The following is an 18,118-nucleotide window of genomic DNA, read 5'->3' as shown; positions in this document are numbered from 1 at the left end:
ACTGCAGTGGGACTTCACCGTTCCCGCTGGTCAGAGGCGTAGTTTCGAGCCTAGCGGGGTGACGGCTCATCAGGAGGCGGTTCGCGCAAGCCGGTCGGTTCGGCGGGCGAGGGCGCGCACGATTGGGTCATGATGGCGGACTTCGTCACGGGGCCGTGGACGGCCGAGCTGGAGGAGTTGTTCCTGCGGGTGGGGAGCCGATTCGGCCGGGTCGAGGTGCGGCGCCGCATGCGGGATTACGTGCGGGGCCTGCTGGGCCCGGTCGGCCGCAAGAACAGCTGGCAGCTGGCCGAGTACGCCGGCCACACCGGCCCGTACGGGCTGCAGCACCTGCTGTCCTGGAGCCGCTGGGATGTCGATGGGCTCCGCGACGACCTGCAGGACTATGTGGCCGAGCGGCTCGGCATGCCGGACGGCGTGCTGATCGTGGACGACACCGGCTTCGTCAAGAAGGGCCGCGTCTCCGCCGGGGTGCAGCGGCAGTATTCCGGCACGGCCGGGCGGACCGAGAACTGCCAGATCGGCGTTTTCGCCGCCTACGCCTCGTCCCGCGGACGGGCGCTGGTGGACCGGGAGCTGTATCTGCCGAAGTCCTGGACCGATGATGCCGCACGATGCCGGGCGGCCCGCGTTCCCGCCGAGCGTGGTTTTGCGACCAAGCCGGAGCTGGCCCGCACCTTGGTGCTACGGGCACTGGCCTCCTCGCTGCCGATCGCCTGGGTGACCGCAGACAGCGCCTACGGGCAGGACTGGACCTTCCGCCGGATGCTGGAGGAAGCCGGAGTCGGCTACGTCCTGGCGGTGCCGAAATCCCAGCAGATCAAGTCACTGGCCGGGATCTGGCGGATCGACCAGCTTATCGCCGACGCCCCCAACGATGCTTGGCAGGTGCTGTCCTGCGGCGACGGCGCCAAAGGGCCGCGCACCTATAACTGGGCCGTCGCCCGGCTGCCCGTCAACATCGTCTTCGACCCGGATCCACCCACGCACCATCGCTGGGTGATGGCCCGCCGCAGCCTGGCCCGGCCCGACGAACTCGCCTACTACCTGGCCTATGCACCCAGCGGGACCACGATCGAGCAGCTGGTGCGCATCGCCGGTACCCGCTGGGCCATCGAGGCGTGCTTCCAGGCCGCCAAGGGCGAGTGCGGCCTGGACCAGTACGAGGTCCGCCGGTATCCCGGCTGGTATCGGCACATCACCCTGGCCATGCTCGCGCACGCCTTCCTCGCCGCCGTGGCTGCGGCCGCGGTCGAAAGGGGGGCAGCAGAAACGACACAGCCGGCCTGGCCCCGCTCACCGTGGCAGAAATCCGGCGTCTGCTGGCAGCTGTCTGCCCCTGGCCCGCGTACCGTCGCGCCGGTGCACTGAGCTGGTCCCACTGGCGCAGACGCCACCAGGCCGTTGCCCGTGCCTGCCACTACCGCCGGCGCCCCGCGCCTGAAGGCTGCTTGCGCGAACCGCCTCCTGATGAGCCGTCACCCCGCTAGGCTCGAAACTACGCCTCTGACCAGCGGGAACGGTGAAGTCCCACTGCAGTATTAGAGCGTGTCCTACGTGGTGAGGCGGACGAGGCGCTTGTAGCAGCACAGGGCGGCTGCGAGTCCGAGAAAGGCCAGGTAGTTGCGGGGATGGCGCTCGTAGCGGGGGTTGAGTCGGCGGTAGCCGGACAGCCAGGACATGGTTCGCTCGATGACCCAGCGGCGTCGCCCTAATCGTTCGCTGGACTCGATCCCCTTGCGGGCAATGCGTACTCCGATCCGCTTCCATCGGAGCCATCTGCGCAGGTCGGCACGGTCGTAGGCTTTGTCCGCGTGCAGGCGCTGGGGCTTGAAGTACCTGCCATTGTGAGGGTCGTGTCTCGTTTGGTGACCCTCGATCATGGGCTTCAACCCTTCGCTGTCGTGGGTGTTGGCGGCCGAGACGCCGACGAGGAGGGGCAGGCCGTTCGCGTCCGACAGGATGTGCATCTTGGAACCCGGCTTGCCCCGGTCCACGGGGCTCGGACCTGTGTGTTCGCCCCCTTTTTGGCCCTGACATGGGCGGTGTCGAGGACGACGCGGGTGACGTCGATGAGGCCGGCGTCATCGAGCTGATGCAGGACCGCTTCGTGTAGGCGCCCCCAGACGCCGGCTCTCGACCAGATCAGAAACCGGCGATGCGCCGTCGACTTCGATATGCCGAAACAGGGCGGCAGTTGACGCCAGGCACAGCCGCTGACCAGCACATAGATGATGGCCGCGAACAGCGTTTCATCAGGTGTGTCCTGCGTACCGCCGCCCTGCGGCCGCACCTTCGGCGGAGGGATCAGCGGCTTCGCGATCTCCCACAGCCCGTCCGGAACAATCCAACTCCACGTACCCCGCCCCATGCCTGGACCAACGATGCCTCACCACGTAGGACACGCTCTTAATCGGGTAACCGCACTGCGGTCGGCGCATGAAGGCAGGCCTCGCGTGCCAGCGGACATCCTCGAGCTCCCCGGTGGCGGACATGATCAGCCACCCACTGGCGGACACTAAGACGTCATCTCATTTGGGTCGGTAGCCTGTCGGTCGTGGTTTCGATCGTGGAGCGGCTGGTGCCGGATGAGTTGTGGGAGTTGTTCCAGCGGGTGGTCCCGGAGGCTCCATCGCGGCCTCAGGGTGGTGGCCGACGCCGACACGGTGACCGGGAGGTGCTGGCCGCCATCGTGTTCGTGGCCACGTCGGGCTGCACGTGGCAGCAGTTGCCGTCCGCGTCGTTCGGGCCGTCGGGAGCGACGGCTCACCGGCGCTTTGCCGAGTGGTCGAAGGCCCGGGTGTGGGCCAAGCTCCATCGCCTGGTCCTCGACGAACTCGGCTCCCGCGGCGAGCTGGACTGGTCCCGCTGCGCGATCGACTCGGTGAACATGCGGGCCCTGAAAAGGGGGAGCTGACAGGCCCGAATCCTGTCGACCGGGGCAAGTACGGCTCGAAGATCCACTTGATCACCGAGCGGACCGGTCTGCCCCTGTCCGTCGGAATCTCGGGGGCGAACCTGCACGACAGCCAGGCGCTGATCCCGCTGGTGAAGGGGATACCGCCGATCCGCTCCCGGCGCGGACGCCGGCGGCGCAGACCGGGAAAGCTCCACGCAGACAAGGGATACGACTACGACCACCTGCGGCGATGGTTACGCGGGCGCGGCATCCGGCACCGCATCGCCCGCAAGGGCATGGAGTCCTCGACCCGTCTGGGCCGCCACCGCTGGACCATAGAACGCACGATGTCCTGGCTTGCCGGATGCCGCAGACTGCACCGCCGCTACGAGCGCAAAGCCGACCACTTCCTGGCCTTCACCAGCATCGCCTGCACCCTCATCTGCTACCGCAGACTCACCAAATGAGATGGCGTCTAAAACTCCCCACAGACAGGAAACGCCAGGACGCCGAGCTCACCGAGAAGACCCGCCAGGTCCACGCGGACTCCGGCGGGATCTACGGCTCCCCGCGCGTGCACGCCGTCCTCAAACGCGAGGGCGTCCACGTGGGCACGCAAGAGTCGAGCGGTTGATGCGCGAGGCCGAGCTCGCGGGCGTCAGCCCGCGCCGGGGGCGGCTTCACGCGACGCGACCCCAAGGCCACGCTCGCCTCGAACCTGGTCAACCGCGACTTGACCACGCCTGCGCCGAACTGGCTATGGGGCACCGACCTGACGATGATCCCCACCGGCGAGGGCCGCTGTGGCTATCGGCGATCCGCGATGCGTTCTCCCGCCGGGTGGTGGCCTGGGAGGCCTCGTCCCGCGTGGACGCAGACCTGGTCCTCGCCACGCTGGAGTACGCTCTCGCGTCCCGCGAGGCCGAGCCCGGCACCCTCATTCAGCACGCGGACCACGGCAGTACACATCCATCAAGCTCACAACACCCCTGGCACGGGCAGGAGTTGAGGCATCCATGGGCTCGGTCGGCGACTTGTGCGACAACGCGCTGGCCGAGAACCCTCCAGCACCGGCAGGACCGATGCCGCCATGCCTTCGGTCCGGTGCGGCACCACCGAGCCCGCCATCGCACTGCGCACCGGTTCCGCCACCGCGGCAGGCGGCTCGGCCGGACCCCGGCCACCTTTGCACGGGCATCCACCAGACGCTGAAGCGCGCGTTCCCTCGCCGAGCGCGGCTGCACCCGCTCCTGCAACCGTGCGACCTCTTCCCGGACCTGCTTGTCCCGGGCTTTCAGCAGACCGAGCACCGACGGCACCAGCCGCCCCCACGAGCGACGCGAGCGAACGAGCCGTCCCCATCTCTCCTGCCGCCCGCCGGAGTTCATGCCCACCAGCCCGAACCAAACGATCACGGTCTGAAAGCAGATGGCATCTAAGTACCTCATACTCATCAAGCGTCCCATTGGTGCGGGCAAAGCTGGTGTGCCAGAGAGGGGCCCGTGCCGTAGGCCTCGTAATCACCCCGAAGTGATTGGTAGCACAGCAATGATGATCTTTATGCACACCACCGTGGCGCAGGACGGCGGCGGCAACCCGCCGGGCGCACTCAACCCCAACCACGCCGAGCCGATGCACACCACCGTGGCGCAGGACGGCGGCGGCAACCCGCCGGGCGCACTCAACCCCAACCACGCCGAGCCGATGCACACCACCGTGGCGCAGGACGGCGGCGGCAACCCGCCGGGCGCACTCAACCCCAACCACGCCGAGCCGGTGGAGTAGGCAGTTTTCGCCGCGTACGCAAGGGGTGGGCCGGTTGTGGCCCACCCTTGTGCTTTCCGGCTCATGGACAGGTGTGAGGAGCAGCGTGGTGGACGCGTTGGCGGTTACGGGGGCATGCAGGCAACTGGAGGAGGGTTGGGATCTACTGAGGACGGGGCGGCTGGGGGAAGCGCTGGCGGCGGCGGAACGGGCGTTGGGGGTATTGGAGCGGGAGCTGGGCGGGGCGAGTGCGGATGTGGCGAATGTGCTGCTGCTGCGGGCGGAGGTGCTGGGCCAGCTGGGCCGGGGTGGGGAGGGGCTGCGGGATTTGCTGCGAGCGGTAGCGATCACCCGCCCGTTGCGCGCGATGACACCGTGTGACCGGGTGCACGCGCAGGCATTGCGCGGGGTGGCGGCGGGGTTGTGGCAAGCCGGGCGTTACCGGGCGGCGGAGGCGTGGCTGCGGCACGGGCTCCGGTTCACCGCGCCACTGGGGGAGCCGATGGAGATGGCCCGGCTGCTGAACCTGCTGGGAATGGTGCTGCGCTATACCGGTCGGCTGAAGGCGGGCGAACGACGGCTGCGCATGGCGCTGCGGATGGTGCGCAGCGCGGCGGCGGGAGCAGCTGGGCAGGGGGCCGAGGCCACGATCCGCCACAATCTGGCGGGCCTGTACCTGGCCAGCGGTGACCTGGAGGCGGCCGAGTACCAGGCCCGGGCCGCCTTGGAGCTGCGGGAAGAGGTCGACGGCGGCAACGTGCTGGCGGTGGCAGCGGACCGGTTGTGCCTGGCCGGGGTGCTGTCTGCCCGCGGCGAGAGCACCTCGGCGAGGGTCCTGGCCCGGGCGGCGCTGGCCGAGTACCGCATGCGGCTGGGCGAGGAGCACTGGGAGATCGGGTTCTGCCTGCACGTGCTCGCCCACACTCACGCCACTGAAGGCCACCACCGACAGGCGGCGGAACTGTACCGTCGGGCGATCGCGGTTAAGGCCCGCGCTCTGGGCGAGAACCACCCAGAGGTGGCTACCTCCTGGCTCGGCCTTGCACAACAGCTAGCCGGTCCCGAACGCGAGTACGCCCTGCGCCGGGCCGGGCAGCTGACTGCCGCCTTCCACCGCCGCCACCCGGTCCGGGTCCGTCTGCACGACCTAGACCGGCACCCCGCCCCCGTCTGACCAGACCCCCAACGGCGTCCCCGCGCAACACGGCCACCGCACCAGGGAGTCGAAGAGAAGTGAAGTTACTCATGAGGACACTTTCGTTCGCCCTCCCGGAGCGCAAAGTTGCGCCCGGCGCGGGGAGGTTGCTGGCCTCTAACTCAGCCTCGGCCATCGGCAGCGGCATGACATCACCACTACTGGTGGTCTACCTGCACACGGTACGCCACCTACCCCTGACGCTCGCCGCGTCCATCTCCGCGGTGGGGGCGCTGGTCAGCCTCGCAGGCAACCCCGTTGGCGGCTATCTGGCCGACCACATCGGCGCCCGCACGACCTCATTTATCGGTCTGGCCATGGCCGCGGCCGGCACCGGCTCGCTGGCTGCGGCCCATACCAGCCCCCAGGCCATCGCCTGCATTGCGCTGCTCGGCCTGGGAATATCCGTTTCCCTACCTGCACAACAGGCCCTGCTCGCCCACGTGGTCCCCGCCCAGGCGCTGTCCCGCTACTTCGCCCTGACATACATGCTGCTCAACATCGGCTTCGGCGTCGGCGGCCTGTCCGCCGCGCTGATTGCTGGCACCGGCCATCTGGGCGCTTTCCAGACTCTCTACCTCCTTGACGCCGCCTCCTTCACCCTTGCCGCCCTGCTGATCGCGCGCGTGCCCGTTGCTGGCCGGACTGCGCAGGAGCGCCCGCCAACTGCCTGGCGTGCGCTTCGCCTTGTCACTGGTGACCAGCCCATGCGTCGCATATGGCTCATCGCCCTGCTGCTGACCACCGCCGGCTTCACCCAGTTGCACACTGGCTTCCCGGCCTATGCCGTCAGCTACACCGACGCCTCGCCCCGCATCATCAGTCTGGCCTACCTCGCCAACACTCTCACTGTCGTCCTGGTGCAGTTGCCGCTCCAGCGCGCCATCGCCCGCCGCTCCCCTGCCACCGTACTGATCCTGCTGTGCCCCTGCATCGCCGTCCCGGTGTTGCTGGTCTACCTCAGCGCCCACACCGCCGCCGTGGGGGCAGCTCTGTTCATCTGCGCCGCCGCGCTCCTCGCAGTCGGCGAGGCCCTTTATGCCGCTAGCATCCCCGCCCTGGTCAACACCAACGCGCCACCACACTTGCGTGGTCAGTACAACGCTGCCCTCATGCTCGCCTTCACCACCGCCAACCTGCTCGGCCCTGCTCTCAGCGGGTTTCTCCTCAGCCACGATCACCCCACCCTCTGGCTCATGACATTCGTCATCGCTGCCATCGCCGCAATCCCCCTCGCCCGCAGCAAGCCGATCATGAGCATCCCTCCTCCAGCCTCCGCCTCCAGCACCCCATAACAATTCCCCCATAGGGCCGCCTGCCTACGCGCTCGCACCATGCGCACGGCTCATAAGCCACCAACAAATGCCATATGGACGTGGGCAAGCCCGGGGTGGGGCCCCTACGGGGTGGATAGTGTCCCGCTGCGGACACCGTTGGGGAATTCGGCGGTGTCTATGCGGGGCGCAGGAGGCTGAGAGTGAGGCGCGGGTGCTGGCAAGCGGTGTCCCAGTCAGCCAGGCGTCGGTTCGGATGAGGTTGAGGGCGGCGGCGGTGAGGACGTATTGACGACAGGTCTTGTTCAGGCCGATGTAGCGGCTTCTGCGCAGGCCGCACCGGCGTAGCCCTTGCGCGATGGCGCCTTCGACGCTGGCGCGGGTGACGTAGTGTCGCGTCACTAGAGGTTGTCCCGTAACCGGTGGGGTGGTTGGTGCGTTGGCTGGGCATGGGTGGGGTGATCTCAGCGGATGATCCGAAGTGGATCGAGCCGTTCTCCGGGCTGAGCGAGTCGCAGTTCACCAGGCTGGTGGCGCTGGTGCGGCGTCGCGGTGGTGACGTTCAGCGCGGCCGTCCCTGGCGGCTGCAGTTGGAGAACCGGGTGTTGCTGGTGGCGACGTACTGGCGCACGAACCTGACGTTGCGGCAGGTGGCGCCGTTGTTCGGGGTCTCGAAGTCTGCGGCCGACCGCATCCTCGATCACCTGGCGCCCCTGCTGGCCATCTCGCCGGCCCGTCGGCCGCGCAAGGACACCGTCTACATCGTCGACGGCACCCTGGTGCCCACCCGTGATCGCAGCATCGCCGCCTCCAGTAAGAACTACCGCTACTCGACAAACCTCCAGGTCGTGATCGACGCCAACAGCCGCCTTGTGGTGGCGATCGGCCTGCCGCTGCCCGGCAGCCGCAACGACTGCCGGGCTTTCACGGAGTCCGGCGTCGACCGGGCCTGCCGCGGCGCACCGACCATCGCCGACGGCGGCTACCAGGGCACCGGCCTGCTCATCCCGCACCGCAAACGACGAGGTCAGACGTACCTCAGCCCACAGCAGGAAGCGGAGAACGCCGTCCACCGCAGGGCGCGAGCCCGGGTGGAACACGCCCTCTCGCGGTTGAAGAACTGGAAGATCCTGCGGGACTGCCGGCTCAAGGGCAACGGCGTTCACCAGGCCATGCTCGGCATCGCCCGGCTCCACAACCTGGCCCTCGCCGGATAACTCACGCCCCATACGGGACAACCTCTAGAGCCTGAGCACGTGGGCCGCGATCACGCTCATGGCCCGGCGCCTCACCCGGAAACCAGCACGACGGCCAGCCCCCGACGGCGATGGCGACCGCGGCCTGACACACACTCTTCAGCCTTCGTCCGGCTGACCCGCTCATCCCAGGTCAGCCGGAACCGCCCCCGTCCCAAGGAAGAGCACCTCGACGAGCCCCTGGTCCTCAACGATGGGCACCACGGCGTGAATCCGCCGCTCATGCCCACCCGGAAGGAGGTGGATTCGCACGTCATCGCCGTGGTGCACGGCAGCGGTGAGTCGGGCTGGCACGTCTCGCAGGATGCCACCCCATTGCGGCCAGCCACCTTCAGTGAACACGCCGAGCCAGGCCTCAACCTCAATTTCCTCGTCCCCCACCACAAGCAGCACACGGGACACACCTTCAGCCTGCCCTGCCTCACCGCTCTCAGCGAGGCTGAACCGCCCGCCCACGCTGCCGTCACCCGATGGACGGCTTACGGGTTCCAGGCTCTCGAAGGGGCTGCGGGCGCTATCGGGCCACGACGTCCCAGGGCCGCGATCACCGGCCGGTGCAACGGGATGAGAGGCGCGGTCTGACCTGCACGCTCGGGGGACGCCAGCTCTGGACCGCTAACGCGGGCTCGGGCCAGGTCTCCGGCTTGGTGAAGCGGAATTCCGGTCCGTGCTTGGGCAGTCGACCGTTGACGCAGTGCGACCTGGGTGGTTTCGGCAGGCGCATGACGCGGTCGGAGCGGACGCGGCCGACCAGTTCGATCGGCAGGTCGTGCAGGAAAGCGCGGGCCGCCCTACCCGCCGCCTGAAAGGGACCTGCAGCCTGCCCTGCGCGTCCGCTACGCCGCCGTGAACCAGCCTGAGGCACCTCAGCGGCTCGGCGCGCTGACCACCGCGCAGGCCGAGGCCGAACTCGCCCAGCCACCGGCACCGACCTGTCCGATCTGGCCCTGCCGGACCTCATCCCGTCCGCCGCGCCCCGGCCGACTGGCGCACCCCCCTCACCACCGGCAGGTCCCCCCTCCTCGTCCGGGCGCCACCAGTGCGTGAGTGAGGGAATCCGCGACAGCGCGAGGACCCCGGCGGTGATCAGCGCGACGCTGAAGAGCTGGGGGACTAGCCACCACTCCGCGCGGACGTCCTGGTGCCGAGGGCGAGGCTCACCAGCGCATCGCCAAGGGCGAGCGGGCTGCGAGGCGATTAGCGAGGACTGGCTTGCATCGCACGCTCCAGGAACAGGGCGCACACGTCGGTCACGGCGAACCCTTACATCTGCCAGGCGGAGAAGAAGCCCGCGAGCCCATTCTCGCCGAGGATGTGCATGGGCGTCTTCAATCAGCGCCGCGGTCACCCGTAAGTGGTCGCCGTCGCGGCACCGAGACAGGCTGCCCGGGCGCACCCTCCGGATGCCGGAAGGTGGCGACGGCGAGGGTGAGAACCAGCCCCGCGCCAGCGCGAGCGCGGGATCCAGCGGTCCGGCGCCCCGTGGGTGCGGTTGCCGGTGGGGGAGGCGGTGGCGAGCGCGATCACCACCGTTATGGCCAGCAGCCCGTGCCCGCCAGAGGCCGGTGCATTAGCAGCAAGGCGACGATGAGGATGAGCGCCAGCTCTCGCATGACAGCGGCTGCACGATCGTGAGTGGTCCGGTCACGAGCGACTGGGAGACAGTGGCGGTGATTACGTGAGGATGCCGGCCAGCCAGATGGGCCGTGGCAGCAGAGCGAGAATCAGCCCGGCCCGGAACCCCTGGGGGTTCGGCATGGTGAGCGCCGTTTGGCGCTGCAGTAGTCGTGAGGGGGTTGCTGAACGCGGCGCAGCGCGAAGACGACGGAAAGCGTGGTGTGCAGCGTGGTCACCTCTCCTATCGGCGGACGTGGCGGGCTCGCCGTCGACCCGTCTGCCCCTTGACTGATCGCCTCATCGCAGCAGCGGGCCGCGAACGCCCGCCGATGCACGTCCTATTGACGCGGATCTCATCCCAGTGGTTCAGTGGCTCAGTCACTGATCCACTCACCGGTCCGGGGGTTGGGATGGAAGCACTGCCGCGCGAGACCACCGTCGATGTGCTGGAGAGGCGGCTGCGCGAGGACATTCTCGCCGGGCACCACCCGGCCGGGAGCTATTTGCCACCTGAGCGTGAACTGGCCGACAAGTTCGGGGTCAACCGCACCACGCTGAAGCATGCCTTCGGCCGGCTGGTGCAGGCGGGGCTGCTGGAGACGCGGCACGGCGTGGGTACGCGCGTACGGGATTTCCTGCGCCTGGGCGGGGCGGATCTGCTGCCGATGCTGGTGCGGCACAGTCCCGACTGGATCGGCGAGATCTTCGAAGTACGCCGCAGCATCGGTGCGTTGATCGCGGAACGCGCCGCTGCCCACGCCACGGTGGCCCAGATCGCCGAGCTGCGTGCGCTGATCGCGGCGGTTGGGGACGCGGACGGCGGCGAGGAGGTGCAACTGGCGGACGCCGAGGTGCACCGGGCACTCTCCCGCGCCACGGGCAACCGGGTGTACGTGCTGCTGACCAATACGCTGTTCAACGCCTACCTACCGGTGCGCGCGGCGCTGGTCGGGCCCTTCGTCGAGGCCCGGGCCGCGCACGACCGTCTGGCACCGGTCGTCGAGGCTGTGGCCGCCGGTGACCAGGAAGCGGCACGCATCGCCGCGGGTGCCTACCTGTCGGCGACGGAACGCATCATGCTCGAAGGACTGGCCCCCTCCCGCGAACGCCGGGACGGTGCCCGGTGACCTCACGCGGTACGGCGTTCCGGGAGACGATGCTTGGCCGAGTACACCTGAGCGATGAGGAGCACGAGCGCCTCATGCGGCTGGACCTTGAAGTCCGCGCCGAGACTTTGCTGCTGCCCCACCGCACGACGCAGGCACGCCTGACGGGACGGGTGCGAATCGCCGGCCGGGCGGACGACACCGAAGCCGAGGGCGAGATGGAGATCTCGGCCCTGGCCCGCCGCAGGATCCGCTACCGGATCACCTTCACTATGGAGGGCCGACGGCTGCTGCTGGACGGCTGGAAGTCCCTCTCGCCCGCGCGACCGCTCGTTTCGATGACCGTACTGCCGTACACCCTGTACGAGGACGGCGATCGCGTGGGCCAGGGCACCCTTCGCTTCCCCCTCGCCGTCGGCCTGCTGCCCTTCCTCACAAGCTTCCGCTTCCCGCGTCCGGCCACGATCGCCGATCGGCATCTGGCGCCGCGCTGGGACGGGAAACCGGGGCGCACGGAGGTCTGGTACACCACCCTCACTGACCCCGCGACCGGCAACGGAGTCTGGCTGCACCACGAAGTGGTGGCCCCCGCTGACGGTTCCGGCGCCTACGCACATGGCTGGGTCGCCGTCTTCCCCAAGGACGGCCCCGCTGAGCATGCACGCTTCGGCCCCGTACCGTGGATGCATCACCCACAGGGCTATGCCACCGAAGGCATCCTCGCCCAGCCTGGCCGACTCGCCGGCTCTGCTGGCCCGTTCACCTGGTCGCTTACCGAGACGCCCTGCAGCGGGCCGCTTCACACCTTCCCTCGCTGGTCCTGGCGCCGCCCCTGGCTGCCCGCCAGCCACATGCTGCCCGCCGCCCGGTGCCGCTACGACGGAACCGTCCGGTACGGCGACAACGAGCTGCGGCTGGATGGCGCCGTCGGAGCGAGCGCCCGTATCTACGGCCACGGCAACGCCCGACGCTGGGCCTGGCTCCACGCCGACCTCGGCGGTGGCGACGTCCTGGAGATCGTGGCCGCCGTGTCCATGCGACGCGGACTCGACCGATTGCCACCCCTGGTGTTCCTACGCCTGCTGCGAAACGGACGCGCCTGGCCCCGGCGCGCGGAGCGCACCGCCGTCGGCTGGGCGGGACTCGGCCGGTTTCGGGCGGACATCGGCCTGCCCAAATGGCGTGTGGCCGGCCGCGTGGGCCGACGCCGCATACAGGTAACGGTGACCCAGCCGCGCCAGCGGACGCTGGCACTCGACTACACCGACCCCGATGGCTCACCTGCCGTCTGCCGTAACAGCGAGACCGCGGACGCGACGATCACTCTGGAGCGCTGGTGGGGCACCTGGCGGCAGGAAGCCACGTGGCAGCTCTCCGGCACCGCCCATGCGGAGGTCGGCGACCGATGAGTCCCTCAACTTCACGCAGGCATAGGGCACTTGCCGCCACACTGCTCGCTGACGACGGTACGGCCGAGTGGACCCGGACCGTGCCGCAGCGGGTCGAGACGCTGCTGGAGGCCATGCCGGCCCACGCACGCGCGGTGATACGCGGCGCGGCCACGGCGATCAACGTCTACGCCGTGGCCCGTACGGGACGGCGACTGCCCGCGCTCGCCCCCGCGGAACGGCAGCAGGTCATCGCGTCGCTCGCTGCCCGTCGGGCCCTGCTGCCCCTCCTGGACGCGATCAAGGTACCGGTGCTGCTGGCGGCCGGCACCGCCCGCGCCGTGCACCACGGCTCCACGCCCGCGCCGCCCGCCCCCGACGATCCACCGCTCGACTGCACCCCCTCCCGTGACTGGCCGACCCGCTCCACGGCCGATGCCGTCGTCGTCGGCTCGGGCGCGGGCGGCGCCATGGCCGCCCGGACACTGGCCCGCGCGGGAATGCGCGTCGTCATTCTCGAGGAGGGAGAGCACCACACCACCGCGTCGTTCGCGCGCAGGGCGCCCCTCGACCGCTTCACCGACCTTTACCGGGACGGCGGCGCCACGATCGCCCTCGGTAGCCCTCCGCTGGTCCTGCCCGTCGGCCGCGCGGTCGGCGGCACTACCATCGTCAACTCCGGCACCTGCTATCGCACCCCGGACCACGTCGTTGCGCGCTGGCGGGACCGTTACGGATTCGCCGTCGCCGACGGCTTCGACACACACCTCGACGAGGTGGAACGCACCCTGCGCGTGGCCCAGCAGCCCCTCGACGTCCTCGGCAACAACGGGCTCCTCGCCCTGGCTGGCGCGAAGCAGCTCGGCTGGGCCGCGGCGCCCCTGCGCCGCAACGCCCCTGGCTGCCGGGGCTCCTGCCAGTGCGTTGTCGGCTGCCCCACCGGCGCCAAACAGAGCGTCCAGCTGTCCGTGCTCCCCGAAGCCTGCGCGGCCGGCACCGCGATCGTGACCGGCGCCCGCGTCCAGCGCATCCTCACCGACCGCGACCGGCCGGGCGGTCCACGCGCTGCCGGAGTGGCAGTGAGCCGCCCCGACGGCAGCGAACTGGAGATCCTCAGTCCCCTCGTCGTGGTCGCCGCCGGCGCCCTGCAGACCCCGCAGCTGCTGCGCCGCTCCGGCCTCGGCGGGCACCCCCGCCTCGGCCGCAACCTCAGCGTGCACCCGGCCGTCAGCGTCGCGGGCCGCTTCAGCCGCCCCGTCACCGGCTGGAAAGGGGTACTTCAGAGCGTCGGGGTGGAGGAACTGCGCGCCGACGGCATCCTGATCGAAGCCACCGCCGCGCCCCCGGGCATGAGTTCGTTCGTACTGCCGGGCGTTGGACGCGAACTGCGACGCGAGGTCGACGATACGGAGCAACTGGCCACACTCGGCGCCATGGTCGCCGACCGCCCCTCCGGCCGGGTCCTCGGCCGGAACCGCACACTGCTGCGCTATGACCTGGCACCGCGCGACGCCCGCCGCCTGCTGCGCGCCCAACGAGCCATGGGCCGCCTGCTGTTCGCCGCCGGCGCAGAGGAGGTCCTGACCGGCGTACCGCATGCCCCGCGCGCCCGCAACCCCGACCAACTGGGCGTCCTGCTCGACAAGATGACGGCACAGCAGCTCCATGTATCCGCGTTCCACCCCACGGGTACGGCCGCCGCAGGCGCCGGCTCCGACCGGTTCCCGGCCGACTCGGAGGGGCGCCTGCGTGGCGTGCACGGGGTGCTGATCGCCGACGGATCGGTGCTGCCCAGCTGTCCGGAGGTGAATCCACAGCTGAGCATCATGGCGGCCGCGTTGGGGGTGGCTCAGCGGTTCGTGACGGATGCGTGAGGTGTGTGGGGCGTGTCGGCCGGGGTGTGCCTGGGCCCCGCCAACTCCTCTTTCCGGCCGAGTCAGGGGCCCTCAACGGGCGCCAGGCCACACTGCGGGGGCGCGACGACTCGAATCGACACCCGGACCAGTTGGGCCCTGCAGGCGGTCAGAACGCGTGCGACCGAGTCACTGAAGTAGCGCCCCTTGCCGAGGTCTTCCAGCAGGCTGGGCTGGGTCGGCCGCCCGCCCAGCACCTCGCGCAGCAGGATGCTCGACGCTGGCGCGTCGAGTGTACTCGTCCGGCCCTGCCACGGCACTGATCCCCGCATCCACATGACGAAGAGCCGCCCTGCCTCCGAAGAAGCCGGTGGTCATGCCTCTGACCTGTCGAATGAGGCTCAGCTTGTTCTTTTAACTTCTGGCGCGATGGCTCTGTCACTGCTGGCCCATATCCTCCAGCTGCGTGGCGGATGGAAGGGGGAGTTGTTGCTGTGCAGATCGCAGGGATCGACCTGTATGTGAACCACCCAGTGATGGCTCTCGGTTCGACCGAGTGGATCCCCACGACACTGGCTCTCAACAACGAACCTGCGGCAGCGTGCGACACACACATCATCGTTCGGGTGCGGGCCCAGACGGTGCTGGTCAAGGTCCGGATTTTCGTTGATCACAGTGAGGCGGATGACCGTGGACGGGATGCGGGGACTTTGACCACGGTGTTCGACGGACCTGTTCTGCTGAGCGATGGACGGTTCGTCGTGAGGAATGTCGTCGGTGCGAGCCGATTCACCACTTCCCTGCTTGGGAATCCCGCAGGCGTCGAGTACAGGTTTCTGTCGACGACTCGCAGGGATGGGCCCACGCTGTTGACATCGTCATCAGCGCCGGGTGTGGTGTGGCGGAGCCGCCTGTCGGCTCGAACCATGTCCCGAACGTGCTCGCTCGTATGAGGATTCCGGGAACGTGAACACGGCCTCCGTCTGATCATGTGCTCCGACCAAAGAGCCACTTGACCATCATGAAGGCCGTGGGGAATGAGTCGGCTGCAACCTGGCGTTCGGCGGGAAGCGTTCGCGGTGGCGTCACACTTCTGAGATGGCTTCTTCGACTGCCTGACCGCGCGCGAAGACACGCTGTTCGAGCTGACCGACGCGTTACTGTGCGCGGACGGCCCGGTGACCACGCCGGTGGACCTCACGCTGACGGCCGAGCACCGGCCCGGGCACGGCGCGATGTACGACGCGCTCAATCGCGGGAACGTGGACGTGCCGCGGTTGCGGCAGGTGCTGGCCGGGCTGCCGCAACCCGATGCCGCCGACGGTCGTCTGGTCCTGGCGGTGGACGTCACCCACTGGCTGCGGCCGGATGCGCCGACCAGTCCAGACCGCTTGTTCTGTCACGTCTACGGCCGCAGCGGACGCTCGTCCGACCAGTTCGTGCCCGGCTGGCCCTACTCGTGCGTTGCCGCGCTCGAGTAGGGCCGGGCCTCGGTGCCAGCTCCTCGACGCACTGCGGGCTGGGGCCAGACGACGACGTTGCCGAGGTAACCGCGGCCCAGATCCGCCGCGTGGTCGAGGACCATCGACATGGGCCGTTGGCAGCAGGGGACCGCGACATCCAGATCGTCTTCGACGCCGGCGACGACGCTCCACGCATGGCCTATCTGCTGGAAGGACTACCAGCGGAGGTTCTCGGGCGAATGCGCACGGACCGCGTGATGCGCAAGCCGGTCCCGGTGCCGTGGATCTCGCCGCCACAGGGCGGACGCGTTCCGAAGCACGGCAAGGAGTTCCCCTTCGCCAAGCCCGACACCTGGGGCGAGCCCGATGCCGCGACCGTGCAGGTCACCGACCGCTACCGCACCGCTCGCGCAATGGCCTGGGACCGCAACCATCCTCGCTTGACCACCGATCCGCGTGGACGACCACACCGGCGAACTCCCCGTCATCGAAGGGACGTTGATCCGTCTGGAGGTCGACTGCCTGCCCAGGGGTCACGATCCGCTCCCCGTCTGGCTGCGGTCGTCGGCCACCGACCTGTCGGGCGAAGGCGTCGACCTGCGCTGGCAGGCGTTCTTTGCGCAGATTCGATCTCGAGCACACTTTCCGGATGATCAAGCAGGCGCTGGGCTGGAACCGCCCAAAGCTCCGCACCCCGCAGGCGGCGGACCGGTGGACCTAATTCCTTTCCCACGGCCCTGGTGGGTCAGGTCGAGTCACCGGGGTGTTCGAGTCGTGAGGGTCGTCACGCCTACTTCGAGCTGGACTGTGAAGCCTCTGGTCAGAGCGTGCGGTCCTCCTGCTTGTGGTGGTGGCGGTCGTGCAGCCGTCGAGCGGACGTCTTCACGCGACTTGGTCGAGGAGAGGCCTACTCAGAGAACGGCGACGTTCGACGTCTTCACGGCAGCCACGGCCGAAGCGGTGGGGGATGATGCTCCATGGGCGCCGGGCGGACGTCTCCGGTGGACCTGGCCTCGATGCCTTTAGCAAGCGCAGAATCATCACCGACACCCTCGGCCTGCTTCTCGCCGCGGCCAAGGACTCCATCGCCGGTCAACAGCTCCTCGAGCAGGCCGCCGCCGACCACCCCGGCCTGCGCAAGGCCTGGGTCGACGGAGACTACCGTAAGCACTTCGTCGACCACGCGGCCGTCCGTGAAGTCGTCCAACGTACCCGGGGGAGCAGGGGATTCGCCTCGATCCCGAAGCGGTGGACGGTGGAGCGGACCGGATGGCTCATGCTCCACCGCCGCCTCGCCCGCGACTGCGAGACGCTCCCCGCCCGCTCCGAAGCCATGATCCATCTCGCCATGACCGACCTGATGACCCGCCGCCTCGCCGGCAAGCGCGACCTGGGGTAACTGGATCAAAGCCGTATCCGGGATGAAACAATGGGAGAAAGTGACTTCTGAGGCAGCACCGGCTAAGCCGGTTGTAACTACCTCAAGAGATGCCAATGAGGCTACTGAACTTATAAAGAGTATTGCATACTCTAGCCTTGCGACGTCGTGCTGCCATAAAAATACTTCCGGCGGTTCACGCAGTCGTGATTTCTAGGCACATACCATCACCTCTTGTTGCATTTTCCAGAGCGATTACTCCTCCGAATGATCGGCTGAAAACCTCCGGAGTAGGTGTTCTGGATCCTCAACCACGCAAAATTCGGCAAGGTTCGTGAGGGTGGACGCAACTTGCTTCCGAGAGGTATTTTCCTATTGTGGGGAGCTCATGAATATGGGAACCGGTGCTGCTATTCTCGCGGCATCCCCAGCTCTTGACTTCGCTGGGCCAGTTTCGGCTGCGACCTTCGATACGGGCCCTCATCTGCAGATGAAGCAAGCAATCCAGCGCGCGGTTGAGGGCAAGGCAACCGCTCCAGACGTGAGGCTGATTAAGAGCGACCCGGAGGTCGCCAAGGCTGTGCCGGAAAGGAAGGTCTGAGACTAATGCTTATTCCTAGAAAGATGATGAGAGCTGCTGCGGCTGCAGCGGTAGCAGGGGCAAGTGTCGTTGGCTTGATGTCAACAAACGCACACGCGGCTGGAAGCGACACGTGCACATATAACGTACAGGCAAATCCGAACGTAGCGCCCGGACTGAAGGCGACTATCTGCCTTCACAAAGAAAATGGCTGGGAGCAAGCTCGGATCTGGGTCACAAATGACACGAATGGATGGGTGAAGGTCAATTTCCATAACCTCATGACTAATTCCGGAGGCTACATCGGCGATTCTACAGCCTGGGTAGACAATGACCCCGGAGTGG

The 18,118-nt window shown here is 68.4% G+C and carries 15 protein-coding genes and 1 pseudogene; 12 read left to right on the top strand and 4 right to left on the bottom strand.

What is annotated here, in order from left to right; genetic code table 11:
* Window positions 1-129 precede the first annotated feature (129 nt).
* Window positions 130-1,371, top strand: a complete 1,242-nt coding sequence (locus ACQEV2_RS43605) for an IS701 family transposase (RefSeq protein WP_433054061.1) — start codon at window positions 130-132, stop codon at window positions 1,369-1,371.
* Window positions 1,372-1,553: 182 nt separating this feature from the next.
* On the opposite strand, the gene ACQEV2_RS43600 is transcribed toward ACQEV2_RS43605, so the two are convergent.
* Window positions 1,554-2,371 (bottom strand): IS5 family transposase gene (locus ACQEV2_RS43600; protein ID WP_433054013.1). Its coding sequence is split into 2 segments (ribosomal slippage): window positions 1,554-2,029 and window positions 2,029-2,371, totalling 819 coding nucleotides; the frame shifts between segments, so codons are not numbered across the junction.
* 195 nt (window positions 2,372-2,566) lie between these two features.
* On the opposite strand from ACQEV2_RS43600, the gene ACQEV2_RS43595 reads away from it, so the two are divergent.
* The 5 genes from ACQEV2_RS43595 to ACQEV2_RS43575 all read left to right on the top strand — a co-directional run bounded on the left by ACQEV2_RS43595 (window position 2,567) and on the right by ACQEV2_RS43575 (window position 7,153).
* Window positions 2,567-3,366 (top strand): IS5 family transposase gene (locus ACQEV2_RS43595; protein WP_433056110.1). Its coding sequence is split into 2 segments (ribosomal slippage): window positions 2,567-2,915 and window positions 2,915-3,366, totalling 801 coding nucleotides; the frame shifts between segments, so codons are not numbered across the junction.
* Window positions 3,363-3,533: a transposase gene (locus tag ACQEV2_RS43590; protein WP_433056071.1), complete on the top strand. Its 171-nt coding sequence runs from the start codon at window positions 3,363-3,365 to the stop codon at window positions 3,531-3,533. Before ACQEV2_RS43595 ends, ACQEV2_RS43590 begins: the two co-directional genes overlap by 4 nt.
* Before the next feature lie 926 nt (window positions 3,534-4,459).
* The gene (locus ACQEV2_RS43585) at window positions 4,460-4,684 is read left to right on the top strand and encodes a hypothetical protein (RefSeq protein WP_433056068.1); all 225 of its coding nucleotides are present in this window, start codon (window positions 4,460-4,462) and stop codon (window positions 4,682-4,684) included.
* 85 nt (window positions 4,685-4,769) lie between these two features.
* Window positions 4,770-5,837, top strand: coding sequence for a tetratricopeptide repeat protein (locus ACQEV2_RS43580; protein ID WP_433056065.1), 1,068 nt, complete (start codon window positions 4,770-4,772; stop codon window positions 5,835-5,837).
* A gap of 71 nt (window positions 5,838-5,908) precedes the next feature.
* The gene (locus ACQEV2_RS43575; protein WP_433056062.1) at window positions 5,909-7,153 is read left to right on the top strand and encodes an MFS transporter; all 1,245 of its coding nucleotides are present in this window, start codon (window positions 5,909-5,911) and stop codon (window positions 7,151-7,153) included.
* Window positions 7,154-7,177: 24 nt separating this feature from the next.
* Here the strand turns inward: ACQEV2_RS43575 and ACQEV2_RS43570 are convergent, their stop codons facing one another.
* The gene (locus tag ACQEV2_RS43570) at window positions 7,178-7,534 is read right to left on the bottom strand and encodes a transposase (protein ID WP_433056059.1); all 357 of its coding nucleotides are present in this window, start codon (window positions 7,532-7,534) and stop codon (window positions 7,178-7,180) included.
* A gap of 47 nt (window positions 7,535-7,581) precedes the next feature.
* Between ACQEV2_RS43570 and ACQEV2_RS43565 the strand changes: the two genes are divergently transcribed.
* Window positions 7,582-8,349: a transposase gene (locus ACQEV2_RS43565; protein ID WP_433056056.1), complete on the top strand. Its 768-nt coding sequence runs from the start codon at window positions 7,582-7,584 to the stop codon at window positions 8,347-8,349.
* Window positions 8,350-8,511: 162 nt separating this feature from the next.
* On the opposite strand, the gene ACQEV2_RS43560 is transcribed toward ACQEV2_RS43565, so the two are convergent.
* Together ACQEV2_RS43560 and ACQEV2_RS43555 are read right to left on the bottom strand one after the other, a co-directional pair.
* Window positions 8,512-8,781, bottom strand: coding sequence for a hypothetical protein (locus tag ACQEV2_RS43560; protein WP_433056053.1), 270 nt, complete (start codon window positions 8,779-8,781; stop codon window positions 8,512-8,514).
* A gap of 151 nt (window positions 8,782-8,932) precedes the next feature.
* On the bottom strand, window positions 8,933-9,112 hold the full coding sequence (locus ACQEV2_RS43555) for a hypothetical protein (RefSeq protein ID WP_433056050.1): 180 nt from the start codon (window positions 9,110-9,112) through the stop codon (window positions 8,933-8,935).
* A gap of 1,303 nt (window positions 9,113-10,415) precedes the next feature.
* Between ACQEV2_RS43555 and ACQEV2_RS43550 the strand changes: the two genes are divergently transcribed.
* The 5 genes and pseudogenes from ACQEV2_RS43550 to ACQEV2_RS43530 all read left to right on the top strand — a co-directional run bounded on the left by ACQEV2_RS43550 (window position 10,416) and on the right by ACQEV2_RS43530 (window position 17,214).
* A complete protein-coding gene (locus ACQEV2_RS43550; RefSeq protein ID WP_433056048.1) occupies window positions 10,416-11,132 on the top strand; it encodes a FadR/GntR family transcriptional regulator in 717 nt (238 codons plus the stop codon).
* A 74-nt stretch (window positions 11,133-11,206) separates the two neighbouring features.
* Window positions 11,207-12,520 (top strand): hypothetical protein, encoded by a 1,314-nt coding sequence (locus tag ACQEV2_RS43545; RefSeq protein WP_433056045.1) that lies wholly within the window; start codon window positions 11,207-11,209, stop codon window positions 12,518-12,520.
* A gap of 80 nt (window positions 12,521-12,600) precedes the next feature.
* Window positions 12,601-14,373, top strand: a complete 1,773-nt coding sequence (locus tag ACQEV2_RS43540) for a GMC family oxidoreductase N-terminal domain-containing protein (RefSeq protein WP_433056042.1) — start codon at window positions 12,601-12,603, stop codon at window positions 14,371-14,373.
* Window positions 14,374-15,467: 1,094 nt separating this feature from the next.
* Window positions 15,468-16,533: pseudogene (locus ACQEV2_RS43535) on the top strand (transposase); the annotation flags it as partial.
* Between the two features lie 249 nt (window positions 16,534-16,782).
* Entirely contained in the window at window positions 16,783-17,214 is a 432-nt protein-coding gene (locus tag ACQEV2_RS43530) for a hypothetical protein (RefSeq protein ID WP_433056039.1), read from the top strand.
* The last annotated feature ends 904 nt before the right edge of the window (window positions 17,215-18,118 follow it).

The sequence above is a fragment of the Streptomyces sp. CA-251387 genome (assembly GCF_050936625.1).
Taxonomy (GTDB): domain Bacteria; phylum Actinomycetota; class Actinomycetes; order Streptomycetales; family Streptomycetaceae; genus Streptomyces.
This window is presented reverse-complemented; position numbering and strand designations above follow the sequence as displayed.